Below are 18,644 nucleotides of genomic sequence, written 5' to 3'. Positions count from 1 at the left end.
AGGTGCAGTAGCCAATGACCGTGAGGTATTCAGCCTCGACGTGCTTTGAGCGCCTAGGCACTCTCCACTACGAGCGGTTTCGCGTTGCGCTCGGCACGCATCCATCGCACTGTAAAAACAGCAGACACAACGATGAGCGGCAAGACGACTGCATTCATGTTTTTCCAACCCATTAGCTGCAAGACCGGGCCGGCGGCTAACGTGGCGAATGCTGTAAACGTATATTGAAAAAGCTCTGCAACACCCTGCACCTTGGCCTTTTCACAGGCAGCGTATGAGGAAGTCAGCAAGGTTGTGCCGCCCACAAACATGAAGTTCCAGCCGACCCCTAAACACAGAAGGGCCATGTAGAACGCGACCAAGCTAGTCGAAAAATTCGCGATCACTGCGCATGCTGCGCACAGCGCCATGCCAAGAAACAAAATAGGCGGCAGCCCCAATAGCGCTATCAGGCGCCCAGCAAAAAGTGAGGGGGCATACATACCCACTAAATGCCATTGAATAATGCTCGCGCCATCACTGATCGAGTGCTGATTGGCGACCGCAGCCAGGGGGGTAGCGGTCATGATGAACATCATCACCACGCCGCCGATAACGTTATTGGCGAGTGCCGCCAATGAAACAGGCTGCGTCAATATCGTGCGTAATTTACGGGGAGACTGTTCGTGGCCTGGCAACACCAATGGCTCTGGAGGCGCATCCCGGTACCCGAGCCAAAGCAATGCCGCAGAGGCCAGGCCTAGTAGCCCTACCATCAGGTACGAACCTGCGAACAACGCAGGGAGCAAATCTGTGCTCCAACTCGCTAACAAAGGCCCGAGCAACGCGGCAATCACGCCGCCTGCAAGCACCAACGAGATAGCGCGGGCCTTGCGACCGTTGGGTTCCGAGTCTGTAGCCGCCAACCGGTAGTACTGGGCGAACGCCTGAAAAACCCCTACAGCCGCGGTCCCGATGCAAAACAACCAAAAAGAACCCAGGAATACCGCCCATACGGAGACCAATCCTCCGATCGAACCGATAAGCGCCCCGAGCACAAACCCCCGCCGTCTACCCACCTTCTGCATGAGGGTAGAGGCGAAATAAGTCGCTATCGCCCCCGCTACGGTGATCAGCGCAAAGGGCAAGGTCGCCAGGGATTTATCGGGCGCCAGTTCATATCCAGTTAAACCGGTCAATGTGAGATCGATTGCAATGGCCGCCGTGAATAGTCCTTGGGCGAGTGCCAGTACGACCACGTTCGAATGGCGTGACGCGTTTCCACACGCTGGATTGTCACTCGATGAATTCGATGTGTTCATCGTGTCCGCCCCCAGGCAAGACGGCTCAAGCTGTGCGCCCTTACAACCATGACGACTCTCCTGTTGAAATCCGGAGCATTTTCTACGTCGCTTTTGGTGGGAGAAAGGACTTAGTTCCCTCCTTTCAGGCCATCAACCTGAGCCAGAGTGACTGTGACGTTTTTTGAGGGTTTTTTGTACTTTCCGCCATTCAGTTTTTCTTGCATCATTTGGAACCGGCAGTAACAAACCAGGCAAAAGGGCACTGAACGGACACGGACATTCCGGGCAGGATCTACGCTTTTCGAGAAGGTAACCCCATGCGCGACATCGCTTTCCTGATCTTTCCCGAATTCCAGATTCTGGATCTGGGCGGGCCCCTGAGCGCTTTTGAAGTAGCGAAAGAAATTGCAGCGCCCGATCCTTACCGTTGCTCGGTGGTTTCCTTGTCGGGCGGCCCTGTGATGAGCTCGTCTGGCCTGGAAGTAAAGAGTCAGAAGATCAGGTCGACCCCGTACGATACGTTGATCGTGGTCGGCGGTAAGGCGTTTTCCAAACCCTATGAGCTCCCGCGGGTGTCGGACCACCTCGCCAATGCCGCCGCGAAAGGTACCCGGCGAATCGCGAGTGTTTGCACTGGTGCGTTTCTATTGGCGTCGGCGGGACTGTTGGACGGTCGACGGGCGACAACCCACTGGAGGCAGACCGCCCGACTGCAGCGCAACTTCCCCAAGGTGCGGGTGCAGCCCAATCATATATTTACAAAGGATGGTGGGATCTGGACCTCCGCTGGCATCTCAGCGGGCATCGATCTGGCGCTGGCCATGATCGAGGAGGATCTGGGAAGTACTGTTTCCCATGAAGTCGCCCGAGCCATGGTCGTGTACCACCGGCGGCCCGGAGGGCAATCACAATTTTCCGCCATGGCCGATATGGAGCCCACGACGGACCGCATGAGAGAGGTGCTTTCCTACATGCGGGAGCATCTGAGCGAACAACTATCAACTGAGCACTTGGCGTCAATTGCCTGCCTTAGCTTGCGTCAGTTCGGCCGAGCTTTTCTTCTGGAAACGGGGGAAACACCGGCTAAAGCGGTGGAACGTTTACGTGTCGAGGCCGCAAGGCTGCGTGTCGAGCGCGGGGCAGAACCCATCGAGCTGATAGCACACGCGGTCGGCTTCAAGGACCCTGAACGGATGCGCAGAGCCTTTATCAGGGTTATCGGGCACCCCCCTCAAAGCATCCGGCGGCAGGCCGTGCATCAGGGCGCTAATGCTCATGGGCGTGAGGCTGAGGTGTCTTGACTCACAGCCGTATGCCGGCGGGAGTTCAGGAAGAAAGCAGAACAACGTCTGCCGCAGAAGAGGCAGGGATTTTCAAACCCCAGAAATGGAGGCGGCCCCACCAGCCACACCCCGGCACTCGATGTTCCCGCTATGGCTGCTCCCTTCCGGGCCTGACCAGGTTAACGGGTAATCAATGCGGGGGGACCGATGGGGCCACCACTACGCGGCTCGCTAAGCAGCGAGCCGCGCCATTGTACCCGTCTGGGGCGAAGTTACAACCTTTGGGTTAGAAAAAGTCATCATTTCTCAATGACTTGTCCAGCTGCAGCAGGCCAGGTCCGCTACCGAAGCCCTTTTCAAATGCTAATGCCCTGCGCGCTCAGGAAGCCGATGAACGCATCCTCATCCAGTACCTTCACCCCCAGCTCGCTGGCCTTGGCCAACTTGGAACCGGCGCCAGGCCCCGCGACCACGCAATGAGTCTTGCCGGAAACCGACCCGGCCACCTTGGCGCCCAGGCGCTCGAGCTTCTCTTTGGCACTATCACGGCTCATGCGCTCCAGGGTGCCGGTGAGCACCCAGGTCTGGCCAGCCAGGGGCAAGCCTTCGGCGGTTTTCTTCTCGCTGCTCCAGTGCATGCCGAATGCCAGTAACTGGGCCTCGATGGCGCGCGCCAGTTTCTGGTTGGCCTCGTCCTTGAAGAATTCGCGCACCGCGTCGGCCTGCTTGGCCGCCAGGGCCTGGCGCAGGTCGATACCGTCTGCCGCGATGATCTTGTCCAGGCTGTCGAGCTTGGCCACCAGCTTTTCCGCACCGGTAGGCCCCACCGAGGCGATGTCGAGCTTGGCGATCATCCCGGCCAGGGTGGTGCTGGCTGCGAACTCGGCAGCCAGCTCACCCTCGTCCTGCAACTGCATGCCGCTGGCCAGCAACTGCTCGATGACGGTGCGGTTGTGCTCGTCTTCGAAGAAGTTGTGAATTTCGTACGCCACCTCCAGGCCAATGTCCGGCAGGTAGGTCAGCACCTGCGGCAGCGCCTGCTGCACGCGCGCCAGGCTGCCTAGCGAGCGCGCCAGGACCTTGGCGGTCTCCTCGCCCACGTCCGGGATGCCCAAGGCGTAGATGAAGCGCGCCAGGCTCGGGCGCTTGCTGGCTTCAATGGCATCCAGCAGCTTCTTGCTGGAGACTTCGGCAAAGCCTTCAAGGCCGACGATCTGGTCGAACTCCAGTTTGTAGAGGTCCGCTGGCGAGCCGATCAGGCCCTCGTCCACCAGTTGCTCCACGCTCTTCTCGCCCAGGCCGTCGATGTCCATGGCACGCCGCGACACATAGTGAATGATCGCCTGCTTGAGCTGAGCACCGCAGGCCAGGCGGCCGACGCAGCGGTACACCGCGCCCTCGCTGGTGGTTTCCTTGCCCTTGCTGCGCTTGACCAACTGGGTGCGCTCGACTTGCGAACCGCACACCGGGCACTCGCTTGGCACCTGCACCGGACGGGCATCTTCGGGGCGGCGCTCGAGCACCACCTGCATCACCTGGGGGATGACATCACCGGCACGGCGAATGATCACTGTGTCGCCAATGCGCAGGCCCAAGCGGGCGATTTCGTCCATGTTGTGCAAGGTGGCGTTGGAAACGGTCACGCCAGCCACTTTTACCGGCCTGAGGCGCGCGACTGGCGTGACTGCCCCGGTACGGCCGACCTGGAACTCGACATCCAGCACCTCGGTGAGTTCTTCCATGGCCGGGAACTTGTGGGCGATGGCCCAGCGTGGCTCGCGTGCACGGAAGCCCAGCTCGCGCTGGGCGGCCAGGCTGTTGACCTTGAACACCACACCGTCAATCTCGTACGGCAGGCTGTTGCGCCGCTCGCCGATGTCGCGGTAGTAGGCCAGACACTCTTCGATACCGGCGGCGTGCTTGAGCTCGCGGCTGATGGGCAGACCCCAGGCCTTGAGCTGTTCCAGGATGCCGATGTGGCTGTCGCCAATGCTGGCAGAGACTTGCCCTACGCCATAGCAGCAGAATTCCAGAGGGCGGCTGGCGGTGATTTTCGAATCCAGCTGGCGCAGGCTGCCGGCGGCGGCGTTGCGCGGATTGGCGAAAGTCTTACCGCCGGCCTCGGCCTGGGCCGCGTTGAGGCGGTCGAAGCCGGCCTTGCTCATGAACACCTCGCCGCGCACTTCGAGCACCGCGGGCCAGCCGGTGCCCTGTAGCTTGAGCGGGATATTGCGCACCGTGCGCACGTTGGCACTGATGTCCTCGCCGGTGGTGCCATCGCCGCGGGTGGCGCCCTGCACCAGCTGGCCGTCGCGGTACAACAGGCTTACCGCCAGGCCGTCCAGCTTGGGTTCGCAGCTGTAATCGACCGCGCCGGGCTGGTCGAGGCTGCCCTCAACGCGACGGCCAAACTCGCGCAGGTCGGCTTCCTCGAAGGCGTTGCCCAAACTGAGCATCGGCACTTCGTGGCGTACCTGGCTGAACGCGGCCAGGGCGGTTCCGCCGACGCGCTGGGTTGGCGAATCTGGCGTGACCAGGTGCGGATGCTCGGCCTCGAGGGCCTTGAGCTCATTGAACAGACGGTCGTATTCGGCGTCGGGCACGCTGGGTTCGTCGAGCACGTAGTAACGGTAATTGTGCTGGTCGAGCTCGGCGCGCAGGGCGTGGATTCGGGATTCGGCGTTCATTCTCAGGTTCTCTTGCAAAGCAAAAAGAGCAGCCTGGGGGATGCGGCAGCCTCAGGTATTTTCAGATGGCCTGTTCCTGCCCTTTCGCGGATTTGCTCGCGAAAGGGCAGGAACAGGCCATCTGAAAATACCTGGACCGACCAGCACACCCCACAGGCTGCTCTCTGGCTTGGATCTGTCTATCAGCGCTTCTGGGTCAGCGCACGACGCTCGAACTCGACGATACGCTGGCGGTAGTGTTCGATGGTCTGGGCGGTCAGCACGCTCCGCTGGTCATCCTTGAGCTCGCCATTGAGTTCATGGGCCAGCTTGCGCGCCGCAGCAACCATGACATCAAAGGCCTGCTTCGGATGGCGCGGGCCCGGCAGGCCAAGGAAGAAGCTCACCGCACGGGTGCTGAAGTGGTCGATGTCATCCAGGTCGAAGATACCGGGCTTGACCGCGTTGGCCATGGAGAACAGCACTTCGCCATGACCGGCCATGCTCTCGTGGCGGTGGAAGATGTCCATCTCGCCAAAACGCAGGCCGCTTTCGAGAATGTTCTGCAGCAGCGCCGGCCCCTTGAACCCGCCTTCGTCTCGGGAGATCACGCTGATTACCAGCACTTCCTCGACCGGTGGCAGCTCCTTGGTGGCATTGCCGGTGGCGGCGAAGCCGCTGCTGCGGCTGGTGTCCGCAGCAAAATCATCGTCGGCGTCGGCGAACAGGTCCGGCTCACGCGGCTCTGCCGCCAGGTTCAGGTCACCCTGCTGCTGCACTTCAGCCGCGCGCTTGCCGCGCTTGCTGGCCTTGGCCGGCTTCGGCTCGCGCTCACGTTCGCGCACAGGTGCGCTCAGCGACGGCAGGTCGCTTTCGTCCAGTTCAGGCTCCTTCTGGGTGTCCAGCACCCGCGACGGGCCGAGCACTTCAGCGCTGCCTTCTTCGTCCGGCAGGTTGGAGTAACTGCGATCCAGACGGAATTTCAACTTGCCTTTTCCGCCGCGCATGCGGCGCCAGCCGTCGAAAAGAATACCGGCGATGACAATGATGCCGATGACGATCAGCCACTCGCGCAGACCGATTTCCATGTAATCCCGTGCCTCTATAAAAATATGCTTGAAAACAAAGGCTTTAAAGCCCTTTAACACGTGGCGCCAACTCTATGTTCTGACAGGCGTTTTACCCACGCAAAAAACGAGTGACATTAAGCTAGCACGACCAAAGACAACTTTACACCGTCTGTCGCACATGACAGGGGGATTTCCCTACGCAAAGCGCCCTATCTTCGCTCATCAGGCGTCGACCATGGCCAGTGCCTCCTCCACATCAACTGCAACAAGACGTGAACAGCCGGGTTCGTGCATGGTCACCCCCATCAGTTGATCCGCCATTTCCATGGCGATCTTGTTATGGGTGATGTAAATGAACTGCACACTCTCACTCATTTCCTTGACCAGGCGGGCGTACCGCCCGACGTTGGCATCGTCCAGCGGCGCATCGACCTCGTCGAGCATGCAGAACGGTGCGGGGTTCAACTTGAAGATGGCAAACACCAGCGCCAGGGCGGTCAGTGCCTTCTCGCCGCCGGACAGCAAATGGATGGTGCTGTTCTTCTTGCCCGGCGGGCGTGCCATGATCGTCACCCCTGTATCGAGTAAATCTTCGCCCGTCAGTTCCAGATAAGCGCTGCCACCACCGAAAACTTTTGGGAAAAGTGCCTGTAATCCGGCATTTATCTGATCAAAGGTATCCTTGAAGCGGTTGCGGGTTTCCTTGTCGATCTTGCGGATGACGTTTTCCAGGGTCTCCAGCGCCTCGACCAAATCGGCATCCTGAGCGTCCAGGTAGCGCTTGCGCTCGGACTGCTGCTCGTATTCCTCGATCGCCGCCAGGTTGATCGCCCCCAGCCGCTGGATGCGGGCCTCCACCTGCTCGAGCGCCTGCTCGGTACCCTGCTCGCTGGCGTCAGCCTCAACGGTGGCAAGCACACCCTGCAAATCGTAGCCGTCGGCCAGCAATTGTTCCTGCAACGTCTTGCGGCGCACATCCAGGCCCTGGCATTCCAGGCGCATCTGCTCCAGCTGGCCGCGCAGCAACTGGGCCTGTTGCTCAGCCTGGGTACGGCGCTTTTCGGCGTCGCGCAGGGCGCGGTCGGCTTCATCCATGTGCAGGCGCGCCTGGCGCATTTCCTCGTCGACGCTCATGCGCCGTTCCAGCAGTTCTTCGAGCTTCAGGCGCAGCTCTTCCAGCGGTGCTTCGCCCTCCTCCAGGTTCAGGCTCAGCTGCTCCTGGCGCTCGCTCAGGCGTGCAGCCTGCTGCTCCAGGCGCTCCAGGGCCTGGCGGGTGGAGTCGTGCTGGGCGCGCAGCGAGCCCAGGCGTACGGCCAACTGGTGGGCGTGGTCCTTGTGTTGGCGGGCTTGCTGGCGGATACGATCAAGGCCTTCGCGCAAGGTATCGCGGCGGGCCATCAACTGCTCGCGCTGCTCAGTGTCCTGGGCCATCAGGTCCAGCGCCTCTTGCAGCAGCAGGCGCGCCTCGCCCAGCTGCTCATGCTCCAGCGCGCGCTGCTCCTGGAGTTCGCCCAGTTCTTCCTGCAGCCGACTGCGACGCAACGCGACCTGCTCGGCGCGGGCGCGGGCAGCGCTAAGGCTGGCGTTCAACTCGCCATGCTGGCGGCTTTCCTCCTGCGCCCGTCGGCGCAGCACTTCACGCTGCTCTTCCAGGCCCAGTTGCTGCTCACGCAGCACTTGCAGCTGTGCTTCAAGCTGTTCCAGCGCGGCTTCCAGCTCCAGTTGCTCCTGGCCGAGGCGCTCGATTTCCTGGCCACGGGCAAGCACGCCCCCTTGGGCCTCGCCACCCCGGCTCACGCGCAAGAAGTGCCGACCGACCCAATAGCCATCGCGGCTTACCAGGCTCTGCCCCTCACCCAGCGCAGCACGTTGCGCCAAGGCCTGGGCAAGGTCTTCGACTGGCCGGATCTGGCCCAGCCAAGGCGCCAGGTCGGTGCGCCCTTCGACCTTGTCGAGCAGGCTGCCGGGCGGGTGTGCTGCTGTGTCGGCCGGCAGCAGCAAGCGCAGTTCGCCTTGCTCCAGGTTGCTGAAATCCAGGCCGGCTAACTCATCCACCAGCACGGCCTGCAAATCGGCGCCAAGCACGGTTTCCACCGCAAGCTCCCAGCCCGGCGCCACACGCAGCGCTTGCGCCAGGCGCGGCCGCTGCTCGAGGCCTTGGCCGCGCAGCCAGTCAGCGGCGCCTGCGCCGGGCTCCAGGGCTGCCTGCTGCAGTGCCTCCAGGGAGGCCAGACGGCCGCCCAGGCGCTGCAGCTCGCCCTGCTGTTGCTGCTGGGCCTGGGTGGCCTGCTGCAGCGCTTCGCGCACGGTGTCCAACTGCTCGACCACCTGCCCTTCCGAGCACTGCAGCTCTTCCAGCAACATTTCGCTGCCGGCCAGTTGCTCCGCGAGTTCGAGCATGGCGGCATCCTGCGGGTCGGCGCCCAACTGCTCGCGCTCCTCGGCCAGCTTGCGCTGACGTTCTGCCTGGCGTTCCAGGCTGCCCTCCAGTTGCAGCAGGCGCGCCTGCTGCACCTCGGCCTGGCGCCGCGGTTCGGCGGAGCGGGTGTTGAAACTGTCCCATTGTTCCTGCCAGCCGTGCATACCCAGTTCCGCCTCTTCAAGCGCTGCGGCGGCCTCCTCGGCGGCGGCCAAGGTCATTTCCTGTTCCGGTTCGAGCATGGCCAGCTCTTCGCCCAGCGTGGCTAGCAGGGTGCGATCATGGCCCAGGTGCGACTCGGTCTCCTGGCGCGTACGCTCGGCTTCCTTGAGGTCGTCCTGTAGTTGGCGCAGGCGCTGCTGGCCGTGCTGAATGCTCTGCTCGACCCGGGCAATGTCCCCGGCCACCGAATAGAAGCGGCCCTGCACCTGGTTGAAGCGTTCGGACAATTCATGGTGCCCGTCGCGCAGGTGCTCGATGCTGGCATCGGCGTTGCGCTGCTCGGCGACCAGGGCCTCGTGGGCCACACCTTGGTCGCCGATCACCGCTTCGCGCTGACGGACGCGTTCATCCAGGTCGCGCCAGCGCAGGGCCGACAGGCGCGCCTTGAGCTGGCGCTCCTGGGCCTTGTATTCACGGTATTTCTCGGCGGCCTGGGCCTGCCGGTGCAGGCGTTCGAGCTGGCGCTCCAGCTCTTCGCGCAGGTCGGTCAGGCGCGCCAGGTTCTCCTGGGTACGGCGAATGCGGCTCTCGGTCTCGCGGCGGCGCTCTTTGTACTTGGAGATACCGGCGGCTTCTTCGATGAAGTTGCGCAGCTCCTCGGGCTTGGCCTCGATCAGCTTGGAGATCATGCCCTGCTCGATGATCGAATAGCTGCGCGGGCCCAGCCCGGTGCCGAGGAAGATATCAGTGATATCACGACGGCGGCACTTGGTGCCATTGAGGTAATAGGTGTTCTGCCCGTCGCGGGTGACCTTGCGGCGGATGGAAATCTCGGCATAGGCGGCGTACTCGCCCAACAGCGTGGTTTCACTGTTGTCGAAGATCAGCTCGATGCTGGCCTGGCTCACGGGCTTGCGGCTGGTGGAGCCGTTGAAGATGACGTCGGTCATCGACTCACCGCGCAGGTTCTTCGCCGAACTTTCGCCCATCACCCAGCGCACCGCGTCGATGATGTTGGACTTGCCGCAGCCATTGGGGCCGACCACGGCCGCCATATTGCTGGGGAAGTTCACCGTGGTCGGGTCGACGAAGGACTTGAACCCGGCCAGGCGAATGCACTTGAGGCGCATCGGTCAGCCTCTGGCCAGCGCCGCCAGCACCAGTTCGCAACTGCGCTGGCAATAGGCGGTGAGTACCTCGCGGATGCCCGACAGGTCACGGGCGACCACGGCGTCGAGCAAGCGGGCGAACAGGTCGAGGTAGTCAAGCATGCTGGCTTGGCGCTGATCGAGCGCCAGGTAGTAGGCACGGCTCATGGCCGGCTGCAGGTTCTCCACGGTCTCCTGCAGATACGGGTTGTCGGCGAACGGATAAGCGGCGCGCATGACAGCGAAACTTTCGGCGACGAAGGCCTTGATGTCCTGCTGGTCGCGGGCCTGTTGCAGGCGCTGCTGGATGCTCAGGAATGGGCGCAGGTCGGTTTCGGTGCGCCACTTTTGCGCAACTGCATTGCCCAGCAAGATGTAGAACTCACCCATCAACGCACACAGGCTGCGCACACTGCGCTCGTCCAACGTGGTCACATGGGCGCCTCTTCGCGGCAAGATTGCGACCAGGTGGCGACGTTCGAGGATGAGCAACGCTTCACGCACCGAACCACGGCTGACATTCAACGCCTGGGTGACCTTCTGTTCCTGGATGCGCTCACCCGGCGCGAGTTCGCCGCGAATGATACGTTCGGCCAGGTAGTCGGCGATCTGCTCGGAGAGGCTGTCCGGCGCCTTGAACGTCATGGTTTTCCTTCAAAATCATTGAACTGGGCACAAGTGGGCGATTGTAGCGCACTTGCCCAGCCCTCGCGCAGAGGGGCGCCGCGCTTTATTTGACCCGCCAGCCAGCCTGCCAGGCGGCGCGATCTATGCTTGAGAGAGGGACAGTGCGTTGGGGCGGGCATAGTCATGGAAAATTTCCTGACCTTTGAGTCAGAAAAATATTGACCCGCGTGTCAGGCCTGCTTATTGTCCGCCCAACAACAATAAAACCATTGCGAGGCCATCCCCGTGATCCAGTTTCTCGTCAACCAGGAGCTGCGAAGTGAGCACGCCCTGGACCCGAACATGACGGTGCTGCAGTACCTGCGCGAGCACCTGGGCAAACCCGGCACCAAAGAGGGCTGCGCCAGTGGCGACTGCGGCGCCTGCACCGTGGTGGTCGGCGAGTTGACCCCGGACGAGCAAGGCGCGGACAGCCTGCGCTACCGCAGCCTGAACGCGTGCCTGACCTTCGTCTCGTCCTTGCACAGCAAACAACTGATCAGCGTCGAGGGCCTCAAACACCAGGGCACACTGCACAGCGTGCAGCAGGCCATGGCCGATTGCCACGGCTCCCAATGCGGTTTCTGTACACCCGGCTTCGTCATGTCGCTGTTCGCCTTGCAGAAGAACAGCCAAGGCCATGACCTGCACCAGGCCCAGGAAGCCCTGGCCGGCAACCTGTGCCGCTGCACCGGCTACCGGCCGATCCTCGACGCCGCCGCGCAGAGTTGCCGCCAACCCTGCCGTGACCAGTTCGACGCCCAGCAGGCCCAGACCATCAGCCGCCTCAAAGCTATCGCGCCCACCCAGACCGGCGAACTCAACAGTGGCGACAAACGCTGCCTGGTGCCACTGACCGTGGCCGATCTGGCCGACCTTTACAGCTCCCACCCTGAAGCACGCCTGCTGGCCGGCGGCACCGACCTGGCGCTGGAAGTCACCCAGTTCCACAAGACCTTGCCGGTGATGATCTACGTCGGCCACGTGGCCGAACTCAAGCGCATCGACAAGACGGCAAGCCACCTGGAAATCGGCGCCGCCACCCCGCTGACCGACTGCTATGGCGCACTCAACGAGGAATACCCCGACTTCGGCGACCTGCTGCACCGCTTCGCCTCGCTGCAGATTCGCAACCAAGGCACCCTCGGCGGCAACATCGGCAACGCCTCGCCGATCGGCGACTCGCCGCCCTTGCTGATCGCCCTGGATGCGCAGATCGTCCTGCGCCAGGGCGACCGCCAGCGCACGATGGCGCTGGAGGATTACTTCATCGATTACCGCATCACCGCCCGCCAGGACAGCGAGTTCATCGAGAAGATCATCGTGCCGCGCGCCAGCAGCGACTGGGCCTTCCGCGCCTACAAAGTGTCCAAGCGCCTGGATGACGACATCTCGGCCGTCTGCGCAGCGTTCAACCTGAGCATCGAAAACGGCGTTGCCAGTGGCGTGCGTATCGCCTTCGGCGGCATGGCCGCGACCCCCAAGCGTGCCCGCGCCTGTGAAGCCGCGCTGCGCGGCAAACCGTGGAATCAGGCCAGCATCGAGCGCGCCTGCCAGGCCCTGGCCGAGGACTTCACCCCGCTCAGCGACTTCCGCGCCAGCAAGGAGTACCGCCTGCTGACCGCGCAGAACCTGCTGCGCAAGTACTTCATCGAACTGCAAACGCCGCACATCGAAACCCGGGTGACCGACTATGTCTAACCAACACGCCGTCAAGAGCCAGGCCGAGATGGCCGAACTGTTCAGCCAGGACCTCAGCACAGGGGTCGGGCGCAGCGTCAAGCATGACAGCGCCGACAAACATGTGTCCGGCGAAGCGGTGTACATCGACGATCGCCCGGAGTTTCCCAACCAGTTGCACGTCTACGCCCGCACCGCTGACCGTGCCCATGCGCGCATCCTGCGCATCGACACCACGCCGTGCTATGCCTTCGAAGGCGTGCGCATCGCCATCACCCATGAAGACATCCCAGGCCTGAAGGACATCGGCCCGGTGGTGGCCGGTGACCCGTTACTGGCCATCGACAAGGTCGAGTTCTTCGGCCAGCCGGTACTCGCGGTGGCCGCGCGCGACCTCGAGACGGCGCGGCGCGCGGCCATGGCTGCGATCGTCGAGTACGAAGACCTGGAGCCGGTACTGGACGTGGTCGAGGCGTTTCGCAAGAAACACTTCGTGCTCGACAGCCACACCCACCAGCGCGGCGACTCTGCCACGGCGCTGGCCGGTGCTGCGCACCGCCTGCAGGGCACCCTGCATATCGGCGGCCAGGAACATTTCTACCTGGAGACGCAGATCTCGTCAGTCATGCCGACCGAAGACGGCGGCATGATCGTCTACTGCTCCACGCAAAACCCCACCGAAGTGCAAAAGCTGGTCGCCGAAGTGCTCGATGTCCCCATGAACAAGGTGGTGCTCGACATGCGCCGCATGGGTGGCGGTTTTGGTGGCAAGGAAACCCAAGCGGCCAGCCCTGCCTGCCTGTGCGCGGTGATCGCGCGCCTGACCGGCCAGCCGACCAAGATGCGCCTGCCCCGGGTCGAAGACATGATGATGACCGGCAAGCGCCACCCGTTCTACGTCGAATACGATGTCGGCTTTGACGACAACGGCCGCCTGCACGGCATCAACTTCGACCTGGCCGGCAACTGCGGGTACTCGCCCGACCTCTCCGGCTCGATCGTCGACCGCGCCATGTTTCACTCCGACAACGCCTACTACCTGGGCGATGCCACCGTGAACGGTCACCGCTGCAAGACCAACACTGCCTCCAACACCGCCTACCGCGGCTTCGGCGGCCCCCAGGGCATGGTCGCCATCGAGCAGGTGATGGACCACATCGCCCGCCACCTGGGCCGTGACCCGCTGGCAGTGCGCAAGGCCAACTACTACGGCAAGACCGAGCGCAACGTCACCCATTACTACCAGACCGTCGAACACAACATGCTCGACGAAATGACCGCCGACCTGGAGGCCAGCAGCGACTACGCCGAGCGACGCGAATCGATCCGCCGCTTCAACGCCAACAGCCCGATCCTCAAGAAAGGCCTGGCGCTGACCCCGGTGAAGTTCGGCATTTCCTTCACGGCCACCTTCCTCAACCAGGCGGGTGCACTGATCCACATCTACACCGACGGCAGCATCCACCTGAACCACGGCGGCACAGAAATGGGCCAGGGCTTGAACATCAAAGTGGCCCAGGTGGTGGCGCAGGTGTTCCAGGTGGATATCAGCCGCATCCAGATCACCGCCACCAACACTGACAAGGTGCCCAACACTTCGCCAACTGCGGCCTCCAGTGGCGCCGACCTGAACGGCAAAGCGGCCCAGAACGCTGCCGAAATCCTCAAGAAGCGCCTCACCGAGTTTGCTGCGCGGCACTACCAGGTAACCGAGGAAGACGTCGAGTTCCGCAACGGCCATGTGCGGGTGCGTGACCAGATCATCAGTTTCGAGCAACTGGTGCAGCAGGCCTACTTTGGCCAGGTGTCGCTGTCGAGCACCGGCTTCTACCGTACACCGAAGATCTACTACGACCGCAGCCAGGCCCGCGGCCGCCCCTTCTACTACTTTGCCTTCGGCGCAGCGTGCGTCGAGGTGATCGTCGACACCCTCACCGGCGAGTACAAGATGCTGCGCGCCGACATTCTGCATGACGTGGGCGACTCGCTGAACCCGGCCATCGACATCGGCCAGGTCGAGGGCGGCTTCATTCAGGGCATGGGTTGGCTGACCACCGAAGAGCTGGTGTGGAACGCCAAAGGCAAACTGATGACCAACGGCCCGGCCAGCTACAAGATCCCGGCGGTGGCCGACATGCCGCTGGACCTGCGGGTGAAACTGGTGGAGAACCGCAAGAACCCTGAGGACACCGTGTTCCATTCCAAAGCCGTGGGCGAGCCACCGTTCATGCTCGGTATCGCCGCCTGGTGCGCCATCAAGGATGCCGTGGCCAGCCTGGCCGACTACAAGGTGCAGCCCAACATCGATGCGCCGGCGACGCCGGAGCGGGTGCTGTGGGGTTGCGAGCAGATGCGACAGACGGCTGCTCAGCAACAACGCGCCGAACACGAACTGGAACCTGTGACGCACTGAGGTTGGGTGGGCGCCCTCCAGGCCCCCTGAACATGAGGATCTGCACCATGCACCAATGGATCAACGCCCTCGCCGACCACCAGTCCCGGGGCGAAGCCTGCATACTGGTGACCATTATCGAGGAGCGCGGCTCGACCCCGCGCAACGCTGGCTCGAAAATGGTCGTCAGCCATACCGGCCTGTTCGACACCATCGGCGGCGGCCACCTGGAGTTCAAGGCGCTGCACATCGCCCGGCAGATGCTCGAGGAACATCGGGCAACCCCGCACCTGGAGCGCTTCAGCCTCGGTGCCAGCCTTGGCCAGTGCTGCGGCGGTGTCACCGTGCTGCTGTTCGAACCGATGGCCGCCGTGCAGGCGCAGATCGCCGTGTTCGGGGCGGGCCATGTCGGCCGTGCTCTGGTACCCTTGCTCGCCGCGTTGCCCTGCCGGGTGCGCTGGATCGATTCGCGCGAACAGGAATTCCCCGAGCGCATCCCCAGCGGGGTGACCAAGGTGGTCAGCGAGGAGCCGGTCGACGAAGTGGCCGAACTGCCTGCCGGTAGCTATTGCATCGTCATGACCCACAACCACCAGCTCGACCTGGAGCTGACCGCCGCCATTCTCAAGCGCAACGATTTCACCTGGTTCGGCCTGATCGGTTCGAAAACAAAACGGGTCAAGTTCGAGCACCGCTTGCGCGAGCGCGGCTTCGACGACGCCGTGGTGGCGCGCATGCGTTGTCCGATGGGCCTGGCGCAGGTCAAGGGCAAGTTGCCGATCGAGATCGCCGTGTCCATCGCCGGGGAAATCATTGCCACCTACAACGCCTGCTTTGGCCAGCATGACGCTGCCGCCAACGCCGGCCCCATCGCCCAGTTGCTGCCGCCCTCCCGGCGCAGCCAAGCCATTTGACGAGTGAGTTATGACCGTTACCCGCAAAGCCTACCGTGCCGCCATCCTGCACAGCATCGCCGACCCGGCCGAGGTAGGCCTGCAAGCCTCCCATGAATACTTCGAGGACGGCCTGCTGGTGGTCGACGATGGCCGCATCACTGCCATCGGTCACGCCAGCGAGCTGCTGCCGACCCTGGACGCCCACATCGAGGTGGTGCACCACCAGGATGCGCTGATCACACCGGGCTTCATCGACACCCATATCCACTTCCCACAGACCGGCATGATCGGCTCCTACGGCGAGCAACTGCTGGACTGGCTGAACACCTACACCTTCCCGTGCGAAAAGCAGTTCGCCGACCAGGATCACGCCGACAAGGTGGCGAAGATCTTCCTCAAGGAACTGCTGCGCAACGGCACCACCACCGCGCTGGTGTTCGGCAGCGTGCACCCACAGTCGGTCAATGCCTTGTTCGAAGAGGCCGAGCGCCTCGACCTGCGCATGATTGCCGGCAAAGTGATGATGGACCGCAATGCACCGGACTACCTGACCGACACCGCCGACTCCAGCTACACCGACAGCAAGGCGCTGATCGAGCGCTGGCACGGTAAGGGCCGCCTGCACTACGCGGTTACCCCGCGCTTCGCACCGACCAGTACACCAACGCAACTGAAACTTGCCGGGCAACTGCTCAAGGAACACCCGGGGGTGTACCTGCACACCCACCTGTCCGAAAACCTCAAGGAAATCGACTGGGTCAAGGACCTGTTCCCCGAGCAGAAGGGCTACCTGGACGTCTACGATCACTTCGAGCTGCTCGGCGAGCGGTCGGTGTTCGCCCACGGGGTGCACCTGTGCGACGACGAATGCCAGCGCCTGTCCGAGACAGGCTCGGCAGTGGCCTTCTGCCCGACGTCCAACCTGTTCCTGGGCAGCGGCCTGTTCAACCTGCCCCAGGCCGAGCGCTTCAAGGTCAATGTCGGCCTGGGCACCGACGTCGGCGCCGGCACCAGTTTCTCGCTGCTCAACACCCTCAACGAGGCGTACAAGGTAATGCAGTTGCAAGGCGCACGCCTGCACCCTTACAAGTCGCTGTACCTGGCCACCCTCGGCGGCGCTCGCGCCCTGCGCCTGGACGACCGCATCGGCAGCCTGCGCCCGGGTAACGATGCCGACTTCGTGGTACTCGACTACAAGGCCACGCCGCTGCTGGACTACCGCATTCAGCAGTCCAGCAGCATCGAGGAGACCTTGTTCGTGCTCACCACCCTGGGCGATGACCGCACCGTGCGTGAAACCTACGCTGCCGGGCGCTGTGTGCACCAGCGCTAAGGCTCCTTCGCCAGGCCCCGGTACAACGCGCCGCCGATTGCCGCGCCAATCAGCGGCGCCAGCCAGAACAGCCACAGCTGCTGCAAGGCCCAGCCACCGACGACCAGCGCCGGCCCCGTGCTTCGCGCGGGGTTGACCGAGGTATTGGTCACCGGGATCGAGATCAGGTGGATCAGGGTCAAGGCCAGGCCGATGGCGATGGGCGCAAACCCTGCCGGTGCCCGGACGTCGGTGGCCCCCATGATCACCACCAGGAACATCGCCGTCATCACCACTTCACTGATGAAGCCCGCACCCAGCGTATAGCCACCGGGCGAGTGGTCGGCGTAGCCGTTTGAAGCCAGGCCCGAAGACAGCTCGAAACCGGCCTTGCCGCTGGCGATGAGATAGATCACACCCGCAGCCAGAATGGCGCCAATCACTTGCGCGATCACATAAGGCAGCAGCTCTTTGGCCGGAAAACGCCCGCCTACCACCAGCCCGAACGACACGGCGGGGTTCAGATGGCAACCAGAGATATGGCCGATGGCGAAGGCCATGGTCAGTACGGTGAGGCCGAAGGCGAAGGCGACACCGAGCACACCGATGCCGAGAGGGGAACTGGCTGCCAGTACCGCACTGCCACAGCCGCCAAGCACTAACCAGAAGGTGCCGATCAGCTCGGCACCCATACGTTTACCCAGAGACATGGTCATGGACCTATCCTCAACAAGTAGTGGAACGCAATGGATGCGCAAGCCCAACTACTTGATGAAGGTTTGCCCACAAGAATTTAGCAGACCTTTGCGCAATGGCCAGTACCGGCGTAGCCCCTGTGGGCGTGCTTGCGCTTAGGGGGTGTGCTAGCCGGTTGCTCCGCAGGGCCCCTCAATGAGCAAAGCAAACGATCAACCCTTCGCAGAAACCTTGGGCTTTTTCAGCAGATGCGAAAACACTGCATGCAGGTCGTCCGAGGCGCTCTCTTCATCCAGGTTCAGCTTGCTGTCGATGTGGTCCATGTGATGCATCATCAGGCTGACCGCCTGCTCGGCATCACGGGCTTCGATGGCATCGATCAGTTGCATGTGCTCGTCATAGGAGCAGTGCGACCGGTTGCCGCTTTCATACTGGGCAATGATCAGCGAGGTTTGCGACACCAGGCTGCGCTGGAAGCTGACCAGTGGCGCATTGCCAGCCGCCTCGGCCAGCTTGAGGTGAAACTCACCGGAAAGCCGGATGCCAGCGCCCCGGTCACCCCGGGAGAAGCTGTCGCGCTCTTCGCGCACCATCTGCCGCAGCTCGTTCAGTTGCTCCAGCGTGGCGTGCTGCACGGCCAACTCGGTAATGGCACGTTCGACCATACGGCGCGAGAAGAATACCTGGCGAGCCTCTTCCACTGTCGGGCTGGCCACCACCGCACCGCGGTTGGGCCGCAGCAGCACGACGCTTTCGTGGGCCAGGCGCGACAATGCCCGGCGAATGATGGTGCGGCTGACGCCGAAGATCTCGCCCAGCGCTTCCTCGCTCAACTTGGTACCCGGCGCCAGGCGCTGCTCGAGGATCGCCTCGAAGATATGTGCATAGACGATGTCGTCCTGGGTACCGCTGCGGCCGGCCTTGCCGACGCGTGCAGGTTTCTTCAGAGGTTGCAGCTGTTCGTTCATGGG

At 62.8% G+C, this 18,644-nt stretch carries 12 protein-coding genes and 1 other RNA gene; 5 read left to right on the top strand and 8 right to left on the bottom strand.

Features of this window, described 5'->3' with window-relative positions; translation table 11 throughout:
- Nucleotides 1-53 precede the first annotated feature (53 nt).
- The gene (locus tag L6D80_RS01750; protein ID WP_176512490.1) at nucleotides 54-1,301 is read right to left on the bottom strand and encodes an MFS transporter; all 1,248 of its coding nucleotides are present in this window, start codon (nucleotides 1,299-1,301) and stop codon (nucleotides 54-56) included.
- A gap of 299 nt (nucleotides 1,302-1,600) precedes the next feature.
- Between L6D80_RS01750 and L6D80_RS01745 the strand changes: the two genes are divergently transcribed.
- Nucleotides 1,601-2,584 carry a GlxA family transcriptional regulator gene (locus tag L6D80_RS01745; protein WP_176512489.1) on the top strand — a complete coding sequence of 328 codons (984 nt, stop codon included), beginning with the start codon at nucleotides 1,601-1,603 and terminating at the stop codon, nucleotides 2,582-2,584.
- Nucleotides 2,585-2,679: 95 nt separating this feature from the next.
- Here the strand turns inward: L6D80_RS01745 and ffs are convergent.
- The 5 genes from ffs to L6D80_RS01720 all read right to left on the bottom strand — a co-directional run bounded on the left by ffs (nucleotide 2,680) and on the right by L6D80_RS01720 (nucleotide 10,676).
- Nucleotides 2,680-2,776, bottom strand: an RNA gene (ffs, locus tag L6D80_RS01740) — signal recognition particle sRNA small type.
- Between the two features lie 146 nt (nucleotides 2,777-2,922).
- A complete protein-coding gene (gene ligA / locus L6D80_RS01735; protein WP_176512488.1) occupies nucleotides 2,923-5,253 on the bottom strand; it encodes an NAD-dependent DNA ligase LigA in 2,331 nt (776 codons plus the stop codon).
- Between the two features lie 182 nt (nucleotides 5,254-5,435).
- A complete protein-coding gene (gene zipA / locus L6D80_RS01730) occupies nucleotides 5,436-6,320 on the bottom strand; it encodes a cell division protein ZipA (RefSeq protein WP_176514359.1) in 885 nt (294 codons plus the stop codon).
- Between the two features lie 204 nt (nucleotides 6,321-6,524).
- Nucleotides 6,525-10,013 (bottom strand): chromosome segregation protein SMC, encoded by a 3,489-nt coding sequence (smc, locus tag L6D80_RS01725; RefSeq protein ID WP_176514361.1) that lies wholly within the window; start codon nucleotides 10,011-10,013, stop codon nucleotides 6,525-6,527.
- Nucleotides 10,014-10,016: 3 nt separating this feature from the next.
- On the bottom strand, nucleotides 10,017-10,676 hold the full coding sequence (locus L6D80_RS01720; protein ID WP_176514363.1) for a GntR family transcriptional regulator: 660 nt from the start codon (nucleotides 10,674-10,676) through the stop codon (nucleotides 10,017-10,019).
- Nucleotides 10,677-10,943: 267 nt separating this feature from the next.
- Here L6D80_RS01720 and xdhA point away from each other — a divergent pair, with 267 nt between their 5' ends.
- Genes xdhA through guaD form a run of 4 tightly spaced genes read left to right on the top strand, consistent with a single transcriptional unit; the run spans nucleotide 10,944 to nucleotide 16,998 of the window.
- On the top strand, nucleotides 10,944-12,398 hold the full coding sequence (xdhA, locus tag L6D80_RS01715; RefSeq protein WP_176514365.1) for a xanthine dehydrogenase small subunit: 1,455 nt from the start codon (nucleotides 10,944-10,946) through the stop codon (nucleotides 12,396-12,398).
- Nucleotides 12,391-14,790, top strand: a complete 2,400-nt coding sequence (gene xdhB, locus L6D80_RS01710; RefSeq protein WP_176514367.1) for a xanthine dehydrogenase molybdopterin binding subunit — start codon at nucleotides 12,391-12,393, stop codon at nucleotides 14,788-14,790. The genes xdhA and xdhB overlap by 8 nt, the downstream gene beginning before the upstream one ends.
- Nucleotides 14,791-14,837: 47 nt before the next feature.
- Nucleotides 14,838-15,683 (top strand): xanthine dehydrogenase accessory protein XdhC, encoded by an 846-nt coding sequence (gene xdhC / locus L6D80_RS01705; protein WP_054899983.1) that lies wholly within the window; start codon nucleotides 14,838-14,840, stop codon nucleotides 15,681-15,683.
- Nucleotides 15,684-15,693: 10 nt separating this feature from the next.
- Nucleotides 15,694-16,998: a guanine deaminase gene (guaD, locus tag L6D80_RS01700; RefSeq protein WP_054899984.1), complete on the top strand. Its 1,305-nt coding sequence runs from the start codon at nucleotides 15,694-15,696 to the stop codon at nucleotides 16,996-16,998.
- Here the strand turns inward: guaD and aqpZ are convergent.
- Both aqpZ and L6D80_RS01690 read right to left on the bottom strand, forming a co-directional pair.
- Nucleotides 16,995-17,693 carry an aquaporin Z gene (gene aqpZ, locus L6D80_RS01695; RefSeq protein ID WP_054899985.1) on the bottom strand — a complete coding sequence of 233 codons (699 nt, stop codon included), beginning with the start codon at nucleotides 17,691-17,693 and terminating at the stop codon, nucleotides 16,995-16,997. The two genes, guaD and aqpZ, sit on opposite strands and share 4 nt — an antisense overlap.
- A gap of 192 nt (nucleotides 17,694-17,885) precedes the next feature.
- Nucleotides 17,886-18,641, bottom strand: coding sequence for a GntR family transcriptional regulator (locus L6D80_RS01690; RefSeq protein WP_054899986.1), 756 nt, complete (start codon nucleotides 18,639-18,641; stop codon nucleotides 17,886-17,888).
- Between the last annotated feature and the right edge of the window lie 3 nt (nucleotides 18,642-18,644).

This window comes from Pseudomonas ceruminis, assembly GCF_021602025.1.
Taxonomy (GTDB): domain Bacteria; phylum Pseudomonadota; class Gammaproteobacteria; order Pseudomonadales; family Pseudomonadaceae; genus Aquipseudomonas; species Aquipseudomonas ceruminis.
This window is presented reverse-complemented; position numbering and strand designations above follow the sequence as displayed.

Excerpts from the sequence above, each read along its gene's own strand:
- L6D80_RS01690 (WP_054899986.1), bottom strand. The coding sequence starts at position 18,641 with ATGAACGAACAGCTGCAACCTCTGAAGAAACCTGCACGCGTCGGCAAG.
- guaD (WP_054899984.1), top strand. The coding sequence starts at position 15,694 with ATGACCGTTACCCGCAAAGCCTACCGTGCCGCCATCCTGCACAGCATC.
- zipA (WP_176514359.1), bottom strand. The coding sequence starts at position 6,320 with ATGGAAATCGGTCTGCGCGAGTGGCTGATCGTCATCGGCATCATTGTC.
- smc (WP_176514361.1), bottom strand. The coding sequence starts at position 10,013 with ATGCGCCTCAAGTGCATTCGCCTGGCCGGGTTCAAGTCCTTCGTCGAC.
- aqpZ (WP_054899985.1), bottom strand. The coding sequence starts at position 17,693 with ATGACCATGTCTCTGGGTAAACGTATGGGTGCCGAGCTGATCGGCACC.
- ligA (WP_176512488.1), bottom strand. The coding sequence starts at position 5,253 with ATGAACGCCGAATCCCGAATCCACGCCCTGCGCGCCGAGCTCGACCAG.
- L6D80_RS01720 (WP_176514363.1), bottom strand. The coding sequence starts at position 10,676 with ATGACGTTCAAGGCGCCGGACAGCCTCTCCGAGCAGATCGCCGACTAC.
- L6D80_RS01745 (WP_176512489.1), top strand. The coding sequence starts at position 1,601 with ATGCGCGACATCGCTTTCCTGATCTTTCCCGAATTCCAGATTCTGGAT.
- xdhB (WP_176514367.1), top strand. The coding sequence starts at position 12,391 with ATGTCTAACCAACACGCCGTCAAGAGCCAGGCCGAGATGGCCGAACTG.
- L6D80_RS01750 (WP_176512490.1), bottom strand. The coding sequence starts at position 1,301 with ATGAACACATCGAATTCATCGAGTGACAATCCAGCGTGTGGAAACGCG.
- xdhC (WP_054899983.1), top strand. The coding sequence starts at position 14,838 with ATGCACCAATGGATCAACGCCCTCGCCGACCACCAGTCCCGGGGCGAA.